Genomic DNA, 16,878 nt, shown 5'->3' with positions numbered 1-16,878 from the left:
ACCTAGAATCTCCTCTCTTGCCCGCCTCCCGCACCGCGGAGCGCGGCCGCCCGGACGGAAACCGGACGGCACCGACGTACCGACGCAACCCACGCAGCAGGCCCACAGGCCAGCAGGTCACCGGAGGCACCCCCTTGTCCACGCCCGCCCACGACCCCGTCGCCACGCCCCTCGCGGACGGCGACGACAACCCCCTCCTCCGCGAACGCTCCCACCTCTCCGCCTCACGCTCCGCGCTGCGGGCCATGCGTGAGGACGTCGAGTCGCTGGACATCAGGGACGTCACCGCGAACTGGGTCAACGCCGAGGTCCTGGCCCGCCAGATCGACGACCGCATCAAGGCGCTCGCCGACCTCAGCGACACCCCGCTCTTCTTCGGCCGCCTCGACTACCTGCACGCACCGGGCGCCGAGCAGGCGGAAGGGGCGTACGGGGAGCGGTTCTACATCGGGCGCCGGCACGTGCACGACGCCGACGGCGACCCCATGGTCATCGACTGGCGCGCACCCGTCTCCCAGCCGTTCTACCGGGCGTCCAAGAAGGATCCGCTGGACATCGCGCTGCGCCGCCGCTTCGGGTACACCGGCGGCGACCTCACCGCCTACGAGGACGAGCACCTGTCCGACCCTGCCGAGGCGGCCACCACCAGCAAGCTGCTCCAGCAGGAGATCGAGCGGCCGCGCGTCGGCCCGATGCGGGACATCGTGGCCACCATCCAGCCCGAGCAGGACGAGATCGTCCGCTCCGGCCTGTCCGGCACGGTCTGCGTGCAGGGAGGGCCCGGCACCGGGAAGACGGCGGTCGGCCTGCACCGGGTGGCGTACCTGCTGTACGCGCACCGGGAACGGCTCGCCCGTACCGGCACTCTGGTCATCGGGCCGAACAAGTCCTTCCTGCACTACATCGAGCAGGTCCTGCCCGCGCTGGGCGAGCTGACCGTGCGGCAGGCCACCGTGGACGACCTGGTCGCGCATGTGGAGGTGCGCGGCACGGACGAGGCGCCCGCCGCGATCGTCAAGGGCGACGCCCGGATGGCGGAGGTTCTTCGGCGCGCCCTGTACGCGCACGTGACCATGCCGGCGGAGCCGGTCGTGGTCGTGCGCGGCTCGCGCCGGTGGCGCGTCCCGGCGTACGAACTGGAGGACATCGTCCGCGAGTTGCTGGACCGCGACATCCGCTACGGCGCCGCTCGCGAGGCCCTCCCGCAGCGGATCGCGCACGCGGTGCTGGTGCAGATGGAGCGGTCCGGGGAGGCGCCGGACGACAGGGTGCAGGACGCGGTCGCCCGCAACAGCGCGGTCAAGGCGGCCGTGAAGGCGGTCTGGCCGGACGTCGACCCGGCCAAGCTGGTGCTACGGCTGCTCGCGGACGCGGACTTCCTGGCCGAGCACGCGGAGGGGGTCCTCGACGAGGACGAGCGGAAGACGATCCTGCGGGCGAAGCCCGTGCGGAGCGTGAAGTCGGCCAAGTGGTCAGCCGCGGACGCGGTGTTGATCGACGAGGCGACCGATCTGATCCGGCGCACCCACTCCCTCGGCCATGTCGTGCTCGACGAGGCGCAGGATCTCTCCCCGATGCAGTACCGCGCGGTCGGCCGCCGCTGCACGACGGGCAGCGCGACCGTCCTCGGCGACCTGGCGCAGGGTACGACGCCGTGGGCGACCCGGAGTTGGGACGAGGCGCTCGCCCACCTGGGCAAACAGGAGGGAGTCATCGAGGAGTTGACGGCCGGCTTCCGTGTCCCCACGGACGTCATCGCCTACGCCTCCCGCCTCCTCCCCCACATCGCGCCCGGCCTCACCCCGGTCGCCTCGGTCCGGGAGAACCCCGGATTCTTCGAGGTGCGTACGGTGACGGAGTCCGCCGAAGTCGTCGCCGCCTGCGAGGAGTTGCTGCGGCACGAGGGCTCGACCGGCCTGATCGCGGCGGACTCCCGCGTCCCCGCGCTCGCCGAGGCTCTGACGGCGGCCGGCATCTCCCACCTCTCCCCCGGCGAGGAGACCACCCGCGAGACCCGCCTCACCCTGGTCCCGGCCTCCCTCGCCAAGGGCCTCGAGTACGACTACGTCGTCCTGGACGAACCCCAGGCCGTGGTCGACGCCGAACCAGACGAACGAACCGGCCTACGCCGCCTCTACGTATCACTCACCCGAGCGGTCTCCGGCCTCACAGTCACCCACACGACCCCGCTGCCGCCTCAACTGACCGAGTAGGCGGCGAACCAGGGCGCCCCTTCGGGGCGCCCCGAAGGGGCGCGGGGCTCTGCCGATATGCGGCTCCGCCGCGCGGGCGCGCGACCAGCCACAGCGGACCCGCGCCCGAAAACACACCGGCACCTTTCGGCGCGAAGACCTACGCGTCCAACGCCGCACGCCACTCCGCGACAGCGCCCGCGGACACCGCCCCCTCCCACCCCCGGGGCCGCGCCGCCCCGCCGATGTGGAAGGCGTCGAGCCCGGCGTCCACAAGCGCCGGCACGTGTTCAAGGCGCAGGCCGCCGCCGACGAGGATCGTCTGGTCGTAGCCCTGTTCGCCCCGCCGGCACGCCTCCGCCGTGAGCGTGGGCAGGCCGCCGTCCACGCCCTCGGCCGACCCCGCCGTGAGGTAGGTGTCCAGCCCCGGCAGGTCGGCGAGCTGCTTGCGCAGCGCCTCGCGGTCGGCGGCGCGGTCGATGGCCCGGTGGAACGTCCAGCGTGCCCCGTCCAGCGCGGCTACCACCCGCTCGACGGCGTCGAGGTCCACGCCGTCCTCCGCGTCGAGGAACCCGAGCACGAACTGGTCGGCGCCCGCGTCCCGCAGCTCACGGGCCACGCCGACCAGTCGGTCGAGCTCCTTGGCGTCGCCCGCCGCGAACCCGTCCGCCAGCCGGAGCATCACGCGCAGGTCGATGTCGACGGCGGCCCTTATCCCGGCGAAGGTCCGCGCCGAGGGAGTGAGGCCGTCGGCCGCCATCTCGGTGACCAGTTCGAGGCGGTCCGCGCCTCCCGCCTGGGCGGCCACCGCGTCCTCGATGTCGAGGGCGATCACCTCCAGGACAGCACGCTTGCTCATGGCACCCCATTCTTCGGCCGGGCACGGGTAGGACAGTGACAATGGGCACTACAGGTCTAGTCCAATTTAGACTATGCCCCGCAGCACCGGGCCCCACGCCCCGGGTGCAGGTGACCACACGGCAAGCGGCCCATGGCCGAGAATGGGGAGATGGCCGACCCCGATGCCCTGCGCGCCCGCTTCGTCCGCGCCCTGGAGGCCGCCCGCGCACCCGGCGGCGGACGCCCGGATCCCCTGCCGCACCCCGCCCCGGTGCCGCACGCCGACCGCGACCCGGGGCCGCACGCCGACTCCCTGCCGTACGCCGACAACCTCCTCGCCCGCTGGCAGGAGCCGCAGCGGCACTACCACACGCTGACCCACCTGACCGCGGTGCTGGATCACATCGACACCCTGGAGACGTACGCGGCAGACCCTGAGCTCGTCCGGCTGGCCGCCTGGTTCCACGACGCGGTCTACCTGCCCGACCGCTCGGAGAACGAGGAGCGCTCGGCCCACCTCGCCGAACGCGCCCTCGCGGAGGCCGGCGTCCCCGCGCCCGCCACCGCCGAGGTGGCCCGCCTGGTCCGCCTGACCGTCACCCACGACCCCACCGGCTCCGACACCAACGGCCAGGTCCTGTGCGACGCCGACCTCGCCGTCCTCGCCGCGCCTCCGTCGGCGTACGCCGCCTACACGGCCGAGGTGCGCGAGGAGTACCACTTCGTCCCGGCCGACGCCTTCCGCGAGGGCCGCTCGGCGATCCTGCGCCACCTCCTGTCCCTGCCCGCGCTGTTCCGCACGCCCTACGGACAGGAGCACTGGGAGGCCACGGCCCGTTACAACCTCACGGCCGAACTGGATCTGCTGTCGTCCTGAGGGGAGGGGAAATCGGGTCGCCCCGCCGGGCCCGCGCCCCCTACCCTTCGGGCATGCTTGCCATGGGTGGGGATCAGGTGGACGAGGCCGTCGCGGGATGCGCGGCGGTGCTGCGGGACGCCGTGGGCCGGGACTGGACCGCGGTCAACGCCGGTCGGGTGGAGTGGAGTTGCCACACCACGGCGTTCCACATCGCCGAGGACCTCATCGCCTACGCCGCCAACCTGGCCGGCCGGGCCCAGGAGGACTACGTCCCCTTCGAGATCACCCTCGACGACGGCACCGACAACTCCGGCCTGCTGCACGTCATCCAGTCCACCGGCGCCCTGTTCACCGCCGCCGTCCGCACCACCCCACCCGGTGTCCGCGCCTTCCACCCCTACCCGTTCCGCAGCGCCGACCGCGAGGGCTTCGCCGCGATGGGCGTCGCCGAGGTGCTGCTGCACACCCACGACATCGCCGAGGGCCTCGGTCTGGACTACGAGCCGGGCGAGGAACTGGCCCAGGCCGTGCTGGAGTGGCTGTTCCCGCACGTCCAGCCCGGCCCCGCCCCCTGGCCGACGCTGCTGTGGGCCACCGGGCGCGGCGAGCTGCCCGGCCGGGCCCCGGTCACCGAGTGGCGCTGGCGCAACAACCTCGTCCTTTCGACCGAGCGCCTCGTCCTCACCGGCATCCGCCCCGCCGCCGCCCGCGACCTGCGCCTCGGCGGCGACGGCGGCTTCGAGTGGATCGAGGGCGGCCCGTACGACGGCACGCGCCAGGCCGCCGGTTTCATGACCAAGGCGTACGAAGCGGGCGTCCATCGGCCCGAGTTCGGGGTCTTCGCCCTCGTCCGGCGGGAGGACGGGCGGGCGGTCGGCGGCATGGGTTTCCACGGCGTGCCGGACGAGGACGGCCGCGTCGAGATCGGCTACGACCTCGTCGAGGGCGCCCGCGGCCAGGGCTACGCCACGGAGGCGCTGAACGCGCTCGCGCAGTGGGCGCTCGCCCGGGACGACGTCAGCATGCTCTTCGCCTCCGTCGAGGCGGACAACGCTCCGTCCCAGCGCGTGGTGGCCCGGGCGGGATTCACCCGGGCGACCGTGGAGGAGGAGCGCACGGCTCACGCGGAGCACGACCTGGACACGGCCCTGCGGCTCTACATCCGCCGGGCCTGACGAGCCGCCGCGCGGGCCGGCGGCATCAGCAGAGGTGCTCCGCCTGCACGGGAAAGTCGCTGACGACGTCCAGCTCGTGCCAGGTCTTCGGGCCGACGATGCCGTCCTGGTCCAGTTTGAAGCAGCCCTGGAACTTGACCACGGCGTTGTACGTCAGCCCGCCGAAGACGCCGTCCTCCGTGAGGTTGGCGCCGGTCACGTTCTGGTTCAGCTCGCACTGGAGCTCCTTCACCGCCGCCCCGGTGTCGCCGTAGCTCAACTCGGGCTCCGCGGTGGTGTACTGCTTCCCGCAGTACTGGTAGCTGAAGGCGGCGTCGGCGGTCCCGGCACCGGCCACGCCCGCGCCGAGGAGCAGGGCGGTCGTGGTCGCGAGCGTGAGAAGTCTCCGGGTGGTGCCGGCGCTTGCGGTGCCTGCGGCACTTCTGGGCATGAGGGCTCCCTCGTATGGCGTGAGTTTCGTGTGTCGCTGTGTCGCGGGCCGGCCGGACCCGACCGCCGTAGACGGTCCAGGAGTCGGGCGCGGGCCCATGGGCCTCGCGCCGCGGCACCGCGGTGATCAGGACTGTTCCACAGCCGGGAGTGACGGGACAACGCCCTGCCGTCCCACGACGGACCGAGCACCGTCCCACGGCCGAACGGTCACCGTCCCACGGCTCTGACCTGCTGTTTCCCTGACAGCTCCCGGTGAACGAGGGACGCTCACCGGGCGGCCGTCGGCCCCCATGTCCCCAGCACCGTCCCACCGTTCGGTCCAGCCGCAGGTCAGCGGCGCGGGACGTCCCAAGGGATCCCAACCCTCCCGTTCACGCTGGCGGGACGGAGATGCCGTGGCCAAGGATGGTCGTCGCCGGCCGGCACCCAGCTCCCCCCACACCACTCCATCCGTCCCTCCCCGGGCATGCCCCGGGACATCAGGGAGAGAATTCACGTGTCCACAACAACCCTCCGCACGCCCAGACGTGCGGGCGGCTCCTACGCCACCTCGCTGGCGCTCGCCCTCGCGGCGGTGCTGGTCGGCCTGCTGCTCGGCCCGGCCGCGTCGCAGGCCCACGCGGCGACCGACGTACGCCTGCTCCAGCGCGACCTCGCCGGCCTCAGCTACGCCCCGCTCAGCGGTGTCGACGGCGTCTACGGAAGCCAGACCACCGCGTCGGTGCGCCACTTCCAGAGCGACAACGGCCTCGACGTGGACGGCGACGCCGGCCCCGCCACCATGAGCGCGCTCACCGCCAAGGTGAAGCAGGTGCAGAGCAAGGCAGGCACCTCGGCCGACGGCGACTACGGCTCCGGCACCCTCGGCGCGGTGAAGTCCTACCAGAGCGCACACGGCCTCGACGCCGACGGCATCGCCGGCCCGCTCACCATGGGCGCGATGAACATCGACCGCATCACCTCCAGCGGCACCGGCGCGAGCAGCGACACCAAGCTGCTCCAGCGCAACCTCGTCGGCCTCGGCTACCTGGGCGCGGGCGGCGTGGACGGCGACTACGGTCCCGCCACCAAGGACGCGGTGCTCGCCTTCCAGAGCGACAACGACCTGGAGGTCGACGGCATCGCCGGCCCGCAGACCAACGCCGCGCTCACCGCGAAGGTCAAGCAGGTGCAGGGCAAGGCCGGCACCCCGGCCGACGGTGACTACGGCCCCGCCACCACCAGCGCGGTGAAGACCTACCAGGGCGCGCACGGGCTCGACGCCGACGGCATCGCCGGCCCGCTCACCATGGCGTCCATGGGCATCGCCCGCGAACTGGGCGGCGGCAGCTCGGGCGGCGACAGCGGCGGCACGCCCAGCGTCCCCCCGCTGTCCGGCAGCGCCCGCGACAAGATCGTCCAGGCCGCCCGCTCGCAGCTCGGCGTCCACGAGTGGGGCAACAACTGCAACCCGTACGGCCCCTGCGAGGCCTGGTGCGCCCTGTTCGCCAGCTGGACCTGGCGGCAGGCCGGCGTCAACTTCAGCACGGCGTTCAGCGGTGACTTCTACTACTACGGTCGCAACCACGGCACGCTGCACAGCGGCCTGAGCAACCCGCAGCCCGGCGACGCCATCGTCTTCGGCAGCGGCCCGCAGAGCACCAGCACCAGCGTGCACGTCGGCATCATCGAGAAGGCCAACTCGGACGGCACCGTCGACACCATCGAGGGCAACTCCAGCGACCAGGTGATCCGCCACCACTTCAACCCGGCCGCGCGCGGCGCCTACGCGATCGTCTCCCCCGCCGGCGCCTGACCCACCGAAGGAACACAGCCATGCGTATCAAGTTCGCGGCCGCCGCCGCGGGGCTCCTGCTGGTCACCGGCCTCGGCGCCGGGATCGGCGGCGCGACCAGCGCCTCCGCGCTCTCCTGGGGCAACTACTGCAGCAGCTACACCCTCAGTGAGCCCCAGGTGAGCTACGGCGACACCGGTGACGCGGTCAAGGCCGTGCAGTGCGCGCTGAACCGCAGCGTGAGGAACGCGAACCTCGCCGAGGACGGCATCTTCGGCAAGCAGACCCGCAGCATGGTCGTCAAGTTCCAGGGCTGCGCCGGCCTCGACCAGGACGGCATCGTCGGCCCCAAGACGTGGCGGCAGCTGGACGTCTGGAGCGACTGGGACACCAGGGCCTACTGGATCTGCTGACAACGGGCTGCCCGTCCCTTCGAACGCCGCCGCCGCGGCAGCGCGCCGTCACGGCAGCGTGCCGCGGCGGCGGTATGCTTCCGTTCGAATTTCAGGACCGGAGCACCGGGCCTGAGACGGGGGGAACCACCAAGCGAGCCGGCCGCGTGCCGGTCCGTCGCTGCGCCCTCGGCTCGGGCCGGTGGTCCATCAGCGAACGGGCTGACGTTGAGCGACAGAAACCTCCCCGCATCCAGACCTGAGCCTGGCAACGGTGCCGGGCTACACACGGAACTGGGCACGCTGAAGCAGCGGTCCGGGCTCAGCTACGCCCGGATCAGCGCGCTCACCCACTACTCGAAGTCCTCCTGGGAACGCTGGATCAACGGCAAGCAGTTCCCGCCCCGTGACGCCGTGGAGAGCTTCGCCCGCGCCGCGCGCGTGGACGCCGGGCCCCTGCTGGACCTGTGGGACCGGGCCGACCGGGCGCGGGGCACGGGCGGCAACGAGCCGGACGAGCGGAACGCGGAGCGGCCCGGCGACACAACGCCCGCCGTCACACCCGATGTCGGCCCCGCCGCCACACCCGTCACCGTCCCCGTGGACTCACCCGCCGCCGGAGCCGAGGGCGGATCCGAGGGCGGGCCCGATGCGGGCCCCGACGGCGAGCCCGATGCCACACCCGATGCCCGCCCCGACGGCGTACCCGGCGCCGGCCCGCAGCCCGCGCCCCGGACGGGACGTCGATGGTCCTCGCCGCTCCTGATCGCGGCGGCGGTCGCGTCCTGCGCCGTGCTGACCGCCACCGGTGTCGCGATCGCGCACTACTCCTCGAACGACTCGGGCAAGGGCAGGGCCACCGCCGCGAACCTGGCCACCGGGAGCCCCGCCTCCGTGCACACCGACCCGGTCGGCTGCACGCACGCCGGCTGCACGGGCAAGGACCCGGTGACCATGGGGTGCTCCCGGGACGGCCAGACTCTCGCCATCATCCGCAACGGCAAGATGGTGATCGAACTCCGGTACAGCAAGGAGTGCGGCGCGACCTGGGGGCGGATCACCTACACCAAGCCCAAGGCCGTCGTGGACGTGAACAACTCCAGCGGTGTCAGCGAGGCGAGCCCCGTGCACTGGGGCAACGACGTCTACTCCCCGATGGCCGAACTCAGCGGGCACCAGACCTCCTGGGCCTGCGGCACCCAGCCGGACGGCAAGAGCCGGACCTGCACCGAGCACAGCCCGGTCCCCGCCGGGCAGTGAGGCACCACCGGACGGTGACCGTCGCGCCGTGGCTCAGGGGGACCCGGTCCCGGCACCGGACCCCTTCCGGCGCCGCAGCCCCGCCCCCCACAGCAGCCGTACCACCTCGCGGCTGCTGACCTCCACCGCGCCGGCGGCCACCGCGTCCGCGTACCGGTGCGCGGGCAGGTCGTAGTGGTCGCGCTCGAAGGCCCGGCGGGGCACGCTCAACGCCTCGGCGAACAGGTGCAGTTCGTCGTACGACGCGTCACTCACCAGGTGCGACCACATGCGCCCGTGGCCCGGCCAGGCGGGCGGGTCGATATAGACGGTCATCAGGACCTCACCAGTTTCGGGCCCTCACGAGGACGGAGCCGCGCCGGTGGCCCGGCTCAGCGAGCCCACCGCGGCGACCTTCACGCCCGCCTTGCCGCACACCCAGTGCGGGTCGGGGCCCAGTTCCGGCTCCACGTCCAGCGCGTGCGGGTCGCCCGTGGGGCACACCGGGCACAGCGGCCAGCGGCCGCGCCGCTCCAGCAGTGCGTCCTGCACGTCCTGCGCGACCAGCCCCGCCACGAAGGCGGCGCCCTCCGGCCACTGCTCGACCCACCAGCGCCGGTGCGTGACGGACTCCTCGACGAGCGAGACCACGTCGGCCTCCGCGACCTCGTCTGCGACCAGATCGGCGAGCACCAGGGCGCGGGCGGCGTGCAGCGCCTGCTCAAGGGGGCTGATGGGGTCCATGCCCCCATTGTGCGCACTCTTGACCGCGACACCGAAACGAAAATATCTTTCACGTGTGACCCAGGACGTGAAGGAAATTTTCGGAACCGCCCTCGGTGCCAAAGTGCGCACCCTCGCTCCCTCCATGACCCGGTCCATGCAGCGCGTCGCCGAGGCCGTCGCGGGCGACCCGGCCGGCTGCGCCGCCCTCACCGTCACCGGGCTCGCGGAGCTCACCGGCACGAGCGAGGCCACGGTCGTCCGCACCGCGCGCATCCTCGGCTACCCCGGCTACCGCGACCTGCGCCTCGCCCTCGCCGGCCTGGCCGCCCAGCAGCAGTCCGGGCGGGCGCCCGCGATCACGACGGACATCGCGGTGGACGACCCCATCGCCGACGTCGTCGCCAAACTCGCCTACGAGGAGCAGCAGACCCTCGCCGACACCGCCGCCAACCTCGACACCGGTCAACTCGGCGCGGCCGTCACCGCGCTGGCCGGCGCGCGGCGGACGGACGTGTACGGCATCGGGGCGTCCGGGCTGGTCGCCCAGGACCTCACCCAGAAGCTGCTGCGGATAGGGCTCATAGCCCACGCGCACAGCGATCCGCACCTCGCCGTGACCAACGCGGTGCAGTTGCGCTCGGGTGACGTGGCGATCGCGATCACCCACTCCGGGTCGACGGGGGACGTGATCGAACCGCTGCGGGTCGCCTTCGAGCACGGCGCGACGACCATCGCCATCACCGGCCGGCCCGACTCGCCCGTAACGCAGTACGCCGACCACGTGCTCACCACGTCCACCTCCCGGGAGACCGAGCTGCGACCGGCCGCGATGTCCTCCCGGACCAGTCAACTCCTGGTGGTGGACTGCCTGTTCGTGGGGGTGGCGCAGCGGACGTACGAGAGCGCGGCGCCCGCCCTGGCGGCATCCTACGAGGCACTGGCCCACCGGCACCGCAGCAGCGGAAGCAGCAGGTAGCAGGCACGAGGCAGTGAACGAGGCACCCGTTACGTCCGTACGCACAGCAGGATCCGGCGGGATCCAGGAAGAGCCACCCCCCATGACGTCTCATGACCTCCGGTCCGAGTTGGCATCCCTGACCACCGAGGCGTTCCGGCCCGAGCTCGCCGGGATCGACCAGTTGCCCACCCTCGACCTCGCGCGCCTCATGAACGGTGAGGACGCGGGCGTGCCGGCCGCCGTGGCCGCGCAGTTGCCGCGCATCGCCGCCGCGATCGACGCCATCGCCGAGCGTATGGCGCGCGGCGGCCGGCTGATCTACGCCGGTGCCGGCACGGCGGGCCGCCTCGGTGTCCTCGACGCCTCCGAGTGCCCGCCCACGTTCAACGCCGACCCCGGCCAGGTCGTCGGACTGATCGCGGGCGGGGCGGAGGCGATGGTCACGTCGGTCGAGGGCGCCGAGGACTCCCCCGAACTGGCCCGCGCCGACCTGGACTCGCTGAAGACGGCTTCGGCCGACACGGTGGTCGGCATCTCCGCCTCCGGGCGCACCCCGTACGCGATCGGCGCCGTGGAGCACGCCCGCGCGCTGGGCGCCCTGACCGTCGGCCTGGCCTGCAACGAGGGCAGCGCGCTCGCGGCGGCCGCCGACCACGGGATCGAGGTCGTCGTCGGCCCCGAACTGCTCACCGGCTCCACCCGGCTGAAGTCGGGCACGGCACAGAAGCTGGTGCTGAACATGCTGTCGACGATCACGATGATCCGGCTGGGCAAGACGTACGGGAACCTGATGGTCGACGTCCGCGCCTCCAACGACAAGCTGCGCGCCCGCTCCCACCGCATCGTGGCCCTGGCCACGGGGGCCGCCGACGAGGACATCGAGAAGGCCCTCACCGAGACGGGCGGCGAGGTGAAGAACGCGATCCTCGCGATCCTGGCCGACGTGGACGCGACGACGGCCGCCCGCCTCCTGGAGGAGACGGACGGCCACCTGCGCGCGGCGCTGGCGGAGGCGGGAGCGGGGGCCTGACGGACGGCCGGGGGGTAGTCGTTCGCCAGGCGTGACGGACGGCCCGGGGCCGTCGTTCGCCAGTCATGATGCACAAACTGCTGGCCACCGCCGCCCTCACCGTCTCCGCCACCGCCCTGGCCGCCCCGGCCCACGCCGACGACGCCCACTGGACCTCCACCGCCACCGACACCGGCCGCTGCGTCGGCAAGCTGGTCGTGATGCCGGTGGCCAAGGCCGTCACCCCGATCCCCCTGACCGACACCCCCACGCCCACCTGCGGCAGCGGAAACCTGATCAACAGCGCGGGCTGACCTACGCCCGCCCCGGCGCCCGCCACACCAGCGTGTAGCGCCAGAAGAGCCGCCGCCTGACCCGAGCCCCGGGCAGGATGCGCCGGGCCTCGGCGGCGATCTCGGCGAAGTTCATCTCGGGATCGTGCACACGAGCACTCATGGAGACGGGCCGCACTCCGGACCGCCCCCGGTTCTTCACCCAGCCCGTCGCCGCGTTCAGCGGTATCGCGACGAGCCCGAGGACGTGATCGACGGCGCTCGCGGCACGGGCACAGCCGACGACCACCACCGTCCCCCGAGGGGCCAACTCCTCCCGGACCCGGGTGAGGGTGTCGGCGAAGGGAAGGTGGTGGAGCACGGCGACACACGTGATGACGTCATACGGCCCGGTGGGCAGCCCCTGGGCCGCGTCGGCGAGGGTGTAGGTGACGTGGTCGGAGTCGGGCGTCAGCTCCCTGGCCCGCCTGAGAATCCCGGCGTCCGCATCGACCCCGTGCACCGCCCCGGCCCGCCCGGCCAACGCCCTGACCAGGTCCCCACTCCCACACCCCACGTCCAGCGCCCGGCCGAACCGCCGGGGAAGTTGCCGCAGAAGCCACGGGTGATAGTGGGCGTTGTGGTCCCACGGATGGGCCGCGTTGAACCGATTGAGGGCATCGAGCAGGCGGCCCGGCAGCATCGTCGCCATGCCCCCAGTCCACCACCGACGGCAACCCTGTCCGAAGCTCAAGCCCCACGCTTCGAGGTCCGAGACCTCTTTCTGTGGAATGGGTGGTGGGTCTCAACCCACCCTCCCACCCCGTGTGTTGACTTGACGCGTTCGGTTTGCCACGAAGAGTCACCGGGTCGCCGCCGCCGAGATCCCCGTCCACCTCCTCGTCGACCGCGACGACCAGACCGTCACCGTCTTCAGCGAGCCCAAGGACGGGCAGTACCGTCAGTCGCCCCGCCACCCGTGGGGCGCTACCGTCGAGCTGTCGCCCCCGGTCGGCATCACCCTGGACACGGAGAAACTGAAGGACTACGCGGACTGACATGAACCACGCCCAGCTCACCGCCCTCGGACGGGCCCTCAGGGTGCTCGGGGAGCACGGGGAGGCGCTCTCCGGTGACACCCCGGACTCCCGGCTGCACGAGATCAAGGCCGATCTGCGGCGCGCCCTCGATCTGCTGGACGAGGCCGTCGAGGCGGACAAGCCCGCCACCCGGTGTGCCGAGCACCCGAACGGGCCGGTGGACAAGGACGCCGTGGACGGCTGTCTGCTGTGCGAGACCCGGCGCCGGGCCGCCCGGCGGGCCGGGCACCAGGGCCGGCCCCCCGCGGCCGAGGCCCCGGCGCCCGTGCCGTCCCGTTACGGCGTCCGCGCCGACCGGCCCCAGCCGCAGCAGCGCTGGCTGCCGGAGGAGTGGAACGGCCGCGAGTGGCAGCTGTGCGGCACCCCGCGCCGCGACCTGCGCGAGGCGGAGGCCTACCTCGCCGCCCAGCGGCGCGGCTCACGCCCGGCGATGGCGTACCGGCTGGTGCACGAGTTCACCGATTACGAGGTACTGCGGGTGTGGGGGACGCCTGTGTACGTCGACATCCAGCCGATGGGCAATCTGTAGACCTCCACCGACGTCCCCGCCCCGCCTCAGCTCAGCGACTGCAGCGCCGCCGCGTCGTACGGCTTCAGCTCGTCGAAGCGGTCCGCGAGGACCTTCGCCGCCCACTCCGGGTCCTGGAGCAGAGCGCGGCCGACGGCGACCATGTCGAACTCGTCGCGCTCCAGGCGGTCCAGCAGGTTGTCCAGGCTGCCCAGCTCCGCGCCCTGTCCCTGGAACGCCTTGATGAAGTCGCCGTTGAGACCGACCGAGCCCACGGTGATGGTGGGCTTGCCCGTGATCTTCTTCGTCCAGCCGGCCAGGTTGAGGTCGGAGTCGTCGAACTCGGGGAGCCAGTAGCGGCGGGTGGAGGCGTGGAAGGCGTCGACGCCGGCCGCCGCGAGCGGGGTCAGGATGGCCTCCAGCTCCTCGGGGGTCTCGGCGAGACGGGCGTCATAGGCCTCCTGCTTCCACTGCGAGTAGCGGAAGAGGACCGGGAAGTCGGGGGAGACGGCCGCGCGGACCGCCGCGACGATCTCCGCCGCGAACCGGGTACGGGCCACGGGGTCGCCGCCGTAGGCGTCGGTACGGCGGTTGGTGCCGGCCCACAGGAACTGGTCCAGGAGGTAGCCGTGGGCGCCGTGCAGCTCGACGCCGTCGAAGCCGATGCGCTCGGCGGCGGCAGCGGCCTCCGCGAACGCGCCGATCACCGCGTCCAGGTCGGCCTGCGTCATCGCCCTGCCGGTGACCTCGTCCTCACCGATGCGCAGCCCGGAGGGGCCGACGGCGGGGGCCTCGGCGAAGGGCGGCTGGCCCTCCTTGCGGACCATGCCGATGTGCCACAGCTGCGGGACGATCGTGCCGCCCCCCGCGTGCACCGCCTCGGCGACCTTCGCCCAGCCCGCCAGCTGATCCTCCCCGTGGAACCGCGGCACGCGGCTGCTCTGGCCCGCCGAGTCGTGCCCGACGTACGTGCCCTCGGTGACGATCAGACCGACCCCGGCGGCGGCGCGGCGCCCGTAGTACGACACGACGTCCTCGCCGGGGACGCCGCCCGGGGAGAACATGCGGGTCATCGGGGCCATCACGATCCGGTTCGGGACGGTGAGGCCGCCGAGGGTGATGGGGCGCGAGAGTATCGCTGCCGCGCGGGAGGTGGTGGGGGTGACGGTCACGGGGGCTCCTTGGGAACGGGGCTGCTTATACCGCATGGTATGTGCGCACGCATTGTTGCACCTCATTAAGCAACGGAGGTGTGATGCAACGCATTCCCGGGGAGAGGGTTCCGTTTCGCGGGCGGCTGCGGGTGCTTCGTGGTTGCTCGCGCAGTTCCCCGCACCCCTGAAGGGGCTCGTCCACTGCACGTACCTCAGGGGCGCGGGGAACTGCGCGACAAGCCCCCACGCACCCGCAGCCGCCGAAAACGCCCGAGGGCGGCACCCCTTGTCGCGAATCTCGCAACAGGGGATACCGCCCTCGGCAAGGACCCGATCAGAAGTCCATGTCTCCACCCGGCATGCCGCCGCCGGCCGGCGCAGCCGCCTTCTCCGGCTTGTCGGCGATGACGGCCTCGGTGGTGAGGAACAGCGCGGCGATGGAGGCGGCGTTCTGCAGAGCGGAACGCGTCACCTTCGCCGGGTCGATGATGCCCTCGGCGACCAGGTCGACGTACTCACCGGTCGCGGCGTTGAGGCCGTGACCCGGGGTGAGGTTGCGGACCTTCTCCACCACGACGCCGCCCTCGAGGCCGGCGTTGACGGCGATCTGCTTCAGCGGGGCCTCCAGCGCGAGCTTCACGGCCTGCGCGCCGGTCGCCTCGTCACCGTCGAGCTCCAGCTTCTCGAAGACCTGGGAAGCCTGCAGCAGGGCCACGCCACCACCGGCGACGATGCCCTCCTCGACGGCGGCCTTCGCGTTGCGGACGGCGTCCTCGATGCGGTGCTTGCGCTCCTTGAGCTCCACCTCGGTGGCGGCGCCGGCCTTGATGACCGCGACACCGCCGGCGAGCTTCGCCAGGCGCTCCTGCAGCTTCTCGCGGTCGTAGTCCGAGTCGCTGTTCTCGATCTCGGCGCGGATCTGGTTCACCCGGCCGTTGACCTGGTCCGAGGAACCGGCACCGTCGACGATGGTGGTCTCGTCCTTGGTGATGACGACCTTGCGGGCGCGGCCCAGGAGGTCCAGGGTCGCGTTCTCCAGCTTGAGGCCGACCTCCTCGGAGATGACCTCGCCGCCCGTGAGGATGGCGATGTCGCCGAGCATGGCCTTGCGGCGGTCGCCGAAGCCCGGGGCCTTGACGGCGACGGACTTGAAGGTGCCGCGGATCTTGTTGACGACCAGGGTCGACAGGGCCTCGCCCTCGACGTCCTCGGCGATGATCAGCAGCGGCTTGCCCGACTGCATGACCTTCTCCAGGAGCGGGAGCAGGTCCTTGACGGAGCCGATCTTGGAGTTCGCGATGAGGATGTAGGGGTCCTCCAGCGACGCCTCCATGCGCTCCATGTCGGTGGCGAAGTAGGCGGAGATGTAGCCCTTGTCGAAGCGCATGCCCTCGGTGAGCTCGAGCTCGAGGCCGAAGGTGTTGCTCTCCTCGACGGTGATGACGCCTTCCTTGCCGACCTTGTCCATCGCCTCGGCGATCAGCTCGCCGATCTGGGTGTCGGCGGCGGAGATGGACGCCGTGGAGGCGATCTGCTCCTTGGTCTCGACGTCCTTCGCCTGCTCCAGCAGGGCGGCGGAGACGGCCTCGACGGCCTTCTCGATGCCCCGCTTGAGGGCCATCGGGTTGGCGCCGGCGGCTACGTTGCGCAGACCCTCCTTGACCAGGGCCTGGGCGAGCACCGTCGCGGTCGTCGTACCGTCACCGGCGACGTCGTCCGTCTTCTTGGCGACTTCCTTGACGAGCTCGGCGCCGATCTTCTCGTACGGGTCCTCCAGCTCGATCTCCTTGGCGATGGACACACCATCGTTGGTGATCGTGGGGGCGCCCCACTTCTTCTCAAGGACGACGTTGCGGCCCTTGGGGCCGAGGGTGACCTTGACGGCGTCGGCGAGCTGGTTCATACCGCGCTCAAGGCCGCGCCGCGCCTCCTCGTCGAACGCGATGATCTTGGCCATGTGAAGTGGTCCCTCCAGGACTGGGGGTGATTCTTCGGACCGCGCCCGCGCCCGCGACGGACGGCCTGCCTGCCTCGTGGTTCCTTGCCCCACCCGGCTTGCGGGCCTCACCGACCCGGTCCTTCGTTGTCACTCTCACCTTCAGAGTGCTAACGCCAATGATTAGCACTCGGCACCGTCGAGTGCAAGCGCCTCTCGGGGGTCGGCCACGCCCTCCGCCGACGGCGAAACGGTGCGAGCACCTCCCCCCGCACGGTGAGCGCGCGCTCACCCGTCCCGGGCATGCCGAAG

18 protein-coding genes are annotated in these 16,878 nt (G+C 72.1%); 11 read left to right on the top strand and 7 right to left on the bottom strand.

Going from position 1 to position 16,878, the window contains the following annotated elements; genetic code table 11:
• Positions 1 to 134 precede the first annotated feature (134 nt).
• The gene (locus ABZ854_RS18515) at positions 135 to 2,213 is read left to right on the top strand and encodes a UvrD-helicase domain-containing protein (RefSeq protein ID WP_361211619.1); all 2,079 of its coding nucleotides are present in this window, start codon (positions 135 to 137) and stop codon (positions 2,211 to 2,213) included.
• A gap of 139 nt (positions 2,214 to 2,352) precedes the next feature.
• Here ABZ854_RS18515 and ABZ854_RS18510 read toward each other — a convergent pair whose 3' ends face one another.
• Positions 2,353 to 3,051 (bottom strand): copper homeostasis protein CutC, encoded by a 699-nt coding sequence (locus tag ABZ854_RS18510; protein ID WP_361211616.1) that lies wholly within the window; start codon positions 3,049 to 3,051, stop codon positions 2,353 to 2,355.
• Between the two features lie 150 nt (positions 3,052 to 3,201).
• Here ABZ854_RS18510 and ABZ854_RS18505 point away from each other — a divergent pair, with 150 nt between their 5' ends.
• Together ABZ854_RS18505 and ABZ854_RS18500 are read left to right on the top strand one after the other, a co-directional pair.
• Positions 3,202 to 3,909, top strand: coding sequence for a hypothetical protein (locus ABZ854_RS18505; protein ID WP_361211613.1), 708 nt, complete (start codon positions 3,202 to 3,204; stop codon positions 3,907 to 3,909).
• Positions 3,910 to 3,971: 62 nt separating this feature from the next.
• Entirely contained in the window at positions 3,972 to 5,066 is a 1,095-nt protein-coding gene (locus tag ABZ854_RS18500) for a GNAT family N-acetyltransferase (RefSeq protein ID WP_361211903.1), read from the top strand.
• 25 nt (positions 5,067 to 5,091) lie between these two features.
• Here the strand turns inward: ABZ854_RS18500 and ABZ854_RS18495 are convergent, their stop codons facing one another.
• On the bottom strand, positions 5,092 to 5,496 hold the full coding sequence (locus tag ABZ854_RS18495; protein WP_361211610.1) for a peptidoglycan-binding domain-containing protein: 405 nt from the start codon (positions 5,494 to 5,496) through the stop codon (positions 5,092 to 5,094).
• 498 nt (positions 5,497 to 5,994) lie between these two features.
• On the opposite strand from ABZ854_RS18495, the gene ABZ854_RS18490 reads away from it, so the two are divergent.
• From ABZ854_RS18490 to ABZ854_RS18480, 3 genes are all read left to right on the top strand, one after another.
• Entirely contained in the window at positions 5,995 to 7,293 is a 1,299-nt protein-coding gene (locus ABZ854_RS18490; protein WP_361211607.1) for a peptidoglycan-binding protein, read from the top strand.
• A 20-nt stretch (positions 7,294 to 7,313) separates the two neighbouring features.
• On the top strand, positions 7,314 to 7,685 hold the full coding sequence (locus tag ABZ854_RS18485; RefSeq protein WP_361211604.1) for a peptidoglycan-binding domain-containing protein: 372 nt from the start codon (positions 7,314 to 7,316) through the stop codon (positions 7,683 to 7,685).
• 207 nt (positions 7,686 to 7,892) lie between these two features.
• Positions 7,893 to 8,924, top strand: a complete 1,032-nt coding sequence (locus ABZ854_RS18480) for a DUF2690 domain-containing protein (protein ID WP_361211601.1) — start codon at positions 7,893 to 7,895, stop codon at positions 8,922 to 8,924.
• 33 nt (positions 8,925 to 8,957) lie between these two features.
• Here the strand turns inward: ABZ854_RS18480 and ABZ854_RS18475 are convergent, their stop codons facing one another.
• Both ABZ854_RS18475 and ABZ854_RS18470 read right to left on the bottom strand, forming a co-directional pair.
• Positions 8,958 to 9,239 (bottom strand): DUF4031 domain-containing protein, encoded by a 282-nt coding sequence (locus tag ABZ854_RS18475; RefSeq protein WP_361211598.1) that lies wholly within the window; start codon positions 9,237 to 9,239, stop codon positions 8,958 to 8,960.
• 24 nt (positions 9,240 to 9,263) lie between these two features.
• A complete protein-coding gene (locus ABZ854_RS18470; RefSeq protein ID WP_361211595.1) occupies positions 9,264 to 9,647 on the bottom strand; it encodes a hypothetical protein in 384 nt (127 codons plus the stop codon).
• Between the two features lie 55 nt (positions 9,648 to 9,702).
• Here ABZ854_RS18470 and ABZ854_RS18465 point away from each other — a divergent pair, with 55 nt between their 5' ends.
• From ABZ854_RS18465 to ABZ854_RS18455, 3 genes are all read left to right on the top strand, one after another.
• Positions 9,703 to 10,605, top strand: a complete 903-nt coding sequence (locus ABZ854_RS18465; protein WP_361211592.1) for a MurR/RpiR family transcriptional regulator — start codon at positions 9,703 to 9,705, stop codon at positions 10,603 to 10,605.
• Between the two features lie 82 nt (positions 10,606 to 10,687).
• Positions 10,688 to 11,617, top strand: coding sequence for an N-acetylmuramic acid 6-phosphate etherase (murQ, locus tag ABZ854_RS18460; RefSeq protein ID WP_361211589.1), 930 nt, complete (start codon positions 10,688 to 10,690; stop codon positions 11,615 to 11,617).
• A 65-nt stretch (positions 11,618 to 11,682) separates the two neighbouring features.
• Entirely contained in the window at positions 11,683 to 11,910 is a 228-nt protein-coding gene (locus tag ABZ854_RS18455; protein WP_361211586.1) for a hypothetical protein, read from the top strand.
• Between the two features lies 1 nt (position 11,911).
• On the opposite strand, the gene ABZ854_RS18450 is transcribed toward ABZ854_RS18455, so the two are convergent.
• Positions 11,912 to 12,580 (bottom strand): methyltransferase domain-containing protein, encoded by a 669-nt coding sequence (locus ABZ854_RS18450; protein ID WP_361211583.1) that lies wholly within the window; start codon positions 12,578 to 12,580, stop codon positions 11,912 to 11,914.
• A 172-nt stretch (positions 12,581 to 12,752) separates the two neighbouring features.
• Between ABZ854_RS18450 and ABZ854_RS18445 the strand changes: the two genes are divergently transcribed.
• Both ABZ854_RS18445 and ABZ854_RS18440 read left to right on the top strand, forming a co-directional pair.
• Entirely contained in the window at positions 12,753 to 12,926 is a 174-nt protein-coding gene (locus tag ABZ854_RS18445) for a hypothetical protein (protein WP_361211901.1), read from the top strand.
• Position 12,927: 1 nt separating this feature from the next.
• The gene (locus tag ABZ854_RS18440; RefSeq protein ID WP_361211580.1) at positions 12,928 to 13,497 is read left to right on the top strand and encodes a hypothetical protein; all 570 of its coding nucleotides are present in this window, start codon (positions 12,928 to 12,930) and stop codon (positions 13,495 to 13,497) included.
• Positions 13,498 to 13,523: 26 nt separating this feature from the next.
• On the opposite strand, the gene ABZ854_RS18435 is transcribed toward ABZ854_RS18440, so the two are convergent.
• Both ABZ854_RS18435 and groL read right to left on the bottom strand, forming a co-directional pair.
• Positions 13,524 to 14,684 (bottom strand): NADH:flavin oxidoreductase, encoded by a 1,161-nt coding sequence (locus ABZ854_RS18435; protein ID WP_361211577.1) that lies wholly within the window; start codon positions 14,682 to 14,684, stop codon positions 13,524 to 13,526.
• 280 nt (positions 14,685 to 14,964) lie between these two features.
• On the bottom strand, positions 14,965 to 16,587 hold the full coding sequence (groL, locus tag ABZ854_RS18430; protein WP_129308394.1) for a chaperonin GroEL: 1,623 nt from the start codon (positions 16,585 to 16,587) through the stop codon (positions 14,965 to 14,967).
• Positions 16,588 to 16,878: the final 291 nt, after the last annotated feature.

Source organism: Streptomyces sp. NPDC047028 (genome assembly GCF_040644095.1).
Lineage (GTDB): Bacteria > Actinomycetota > Actinomycetes > Streptomycetales > Streptomycetaceae > Streptomyces.
This window is presented reverse-complemented; position numbering and strand designations above follow the sequence as displayed.

What these genes read in the sequence shown, in the direction of transcription:
- ABZ854_RS18510 (WP_361211616.1), bottom strand. Translation starts at nt 3,051, where the DNA reads ATGAGCAAGCGTGCTGTCCTGGAGGTGATCGCCCTCGACATCGAGGAC.
- ABZ854_RS18505 (WP_361211613.1), top strand. Translation starts at nt 3,202, where the DNA reads ATGGCCGACCCCGATGCCCTGCGCGCCCGCTTCGTCCGCGCCCTGGAG.
- ABZ854_RS18500 (WP_361211903.1), top strand. Translation starts at nt 3,972, where the DNA reads ATGGGTGGGGATCAGGTGGACGAGGCCGTCGCGGGATGCGCGGCGGTG.
- ABZ854_RS18495 (WP_361211610.1), bottom strand. Translation starts at nt 5,496, where the DNA reads ATGCCCAGAAGTGCCGCAGGCACCGCAAGCGCCGGCACCACCCGGAGA.
- ABZ854_RS18485 (WP_361211604.1), top strand. Translation starts at nt 7,314, where the DNA reads ATGCGTATCAAGTTCGCGGCCGCCGCCGCGGGGCTCCTGCTGGTCACC.
- ABZ854_RS18475 (WP_361211598.1), bottom strand. Translation starts at nt 9,239, where the DNA reads ATGACCGTCTATATCGACCCGCCCGCCTGGCCGGGCCACGGGCGCATG.
- ABZ854_RS18470 (WP_361211595.1), bottom strand. Translation starts at nt 9,647, where the DNA reads ATGGACCCCATCAGCCCCCTTGAGCAGGCGCTGCACGCCGCCCGCGCC.
- murQ (WP_361211589.1), top strand. Translation starts at nt 10,688, where the DNA reads ATGACGTCTCATGACCTCCGGTCCGAGTTGGCATCCCTGACCACCGAG.
- ABZ854_RS18455 (WP_361211586.1), top strand. Translation starts at nt 11,683, where the DNA reads ATGATGCACAAACTGCTGGCCACCGCCGCCCTCACCGTCTCCGCCACC.
- ABZ854_RS18450 (WP_361211583.1), bottom strand. Translation starts at nt 12,580, where the DNA reads ATGGCGACGATGCTGCCGGGCCGCCTGCTCGATGCCCTCAATCGGTTC.
- ABZ854_RS18440 (WP_361211580.1), top strand. Translation starts at nt 12,928, where the DNA reads ATGAACCACGCCCAGCTCACCGCCCTCGGACGGGCCCTCAGGGTGCTC.
- ABZ854_RS18435 (WP_361211577.1), bottom strand. Translation starts at nt 14,684, where the DNA reads ATGCGGTATAAGCAGCCCCGTTCCCAAGGAGCCCCCGTGACCGTCACC.
- groL (WP_129308394.1), bottom strand. Translation starts at nt 16,587, where the DNA reads ATGGCCAAGATCATCGCGTTCGACGAGGAGGCGCGGCGCGGCCTTGAG.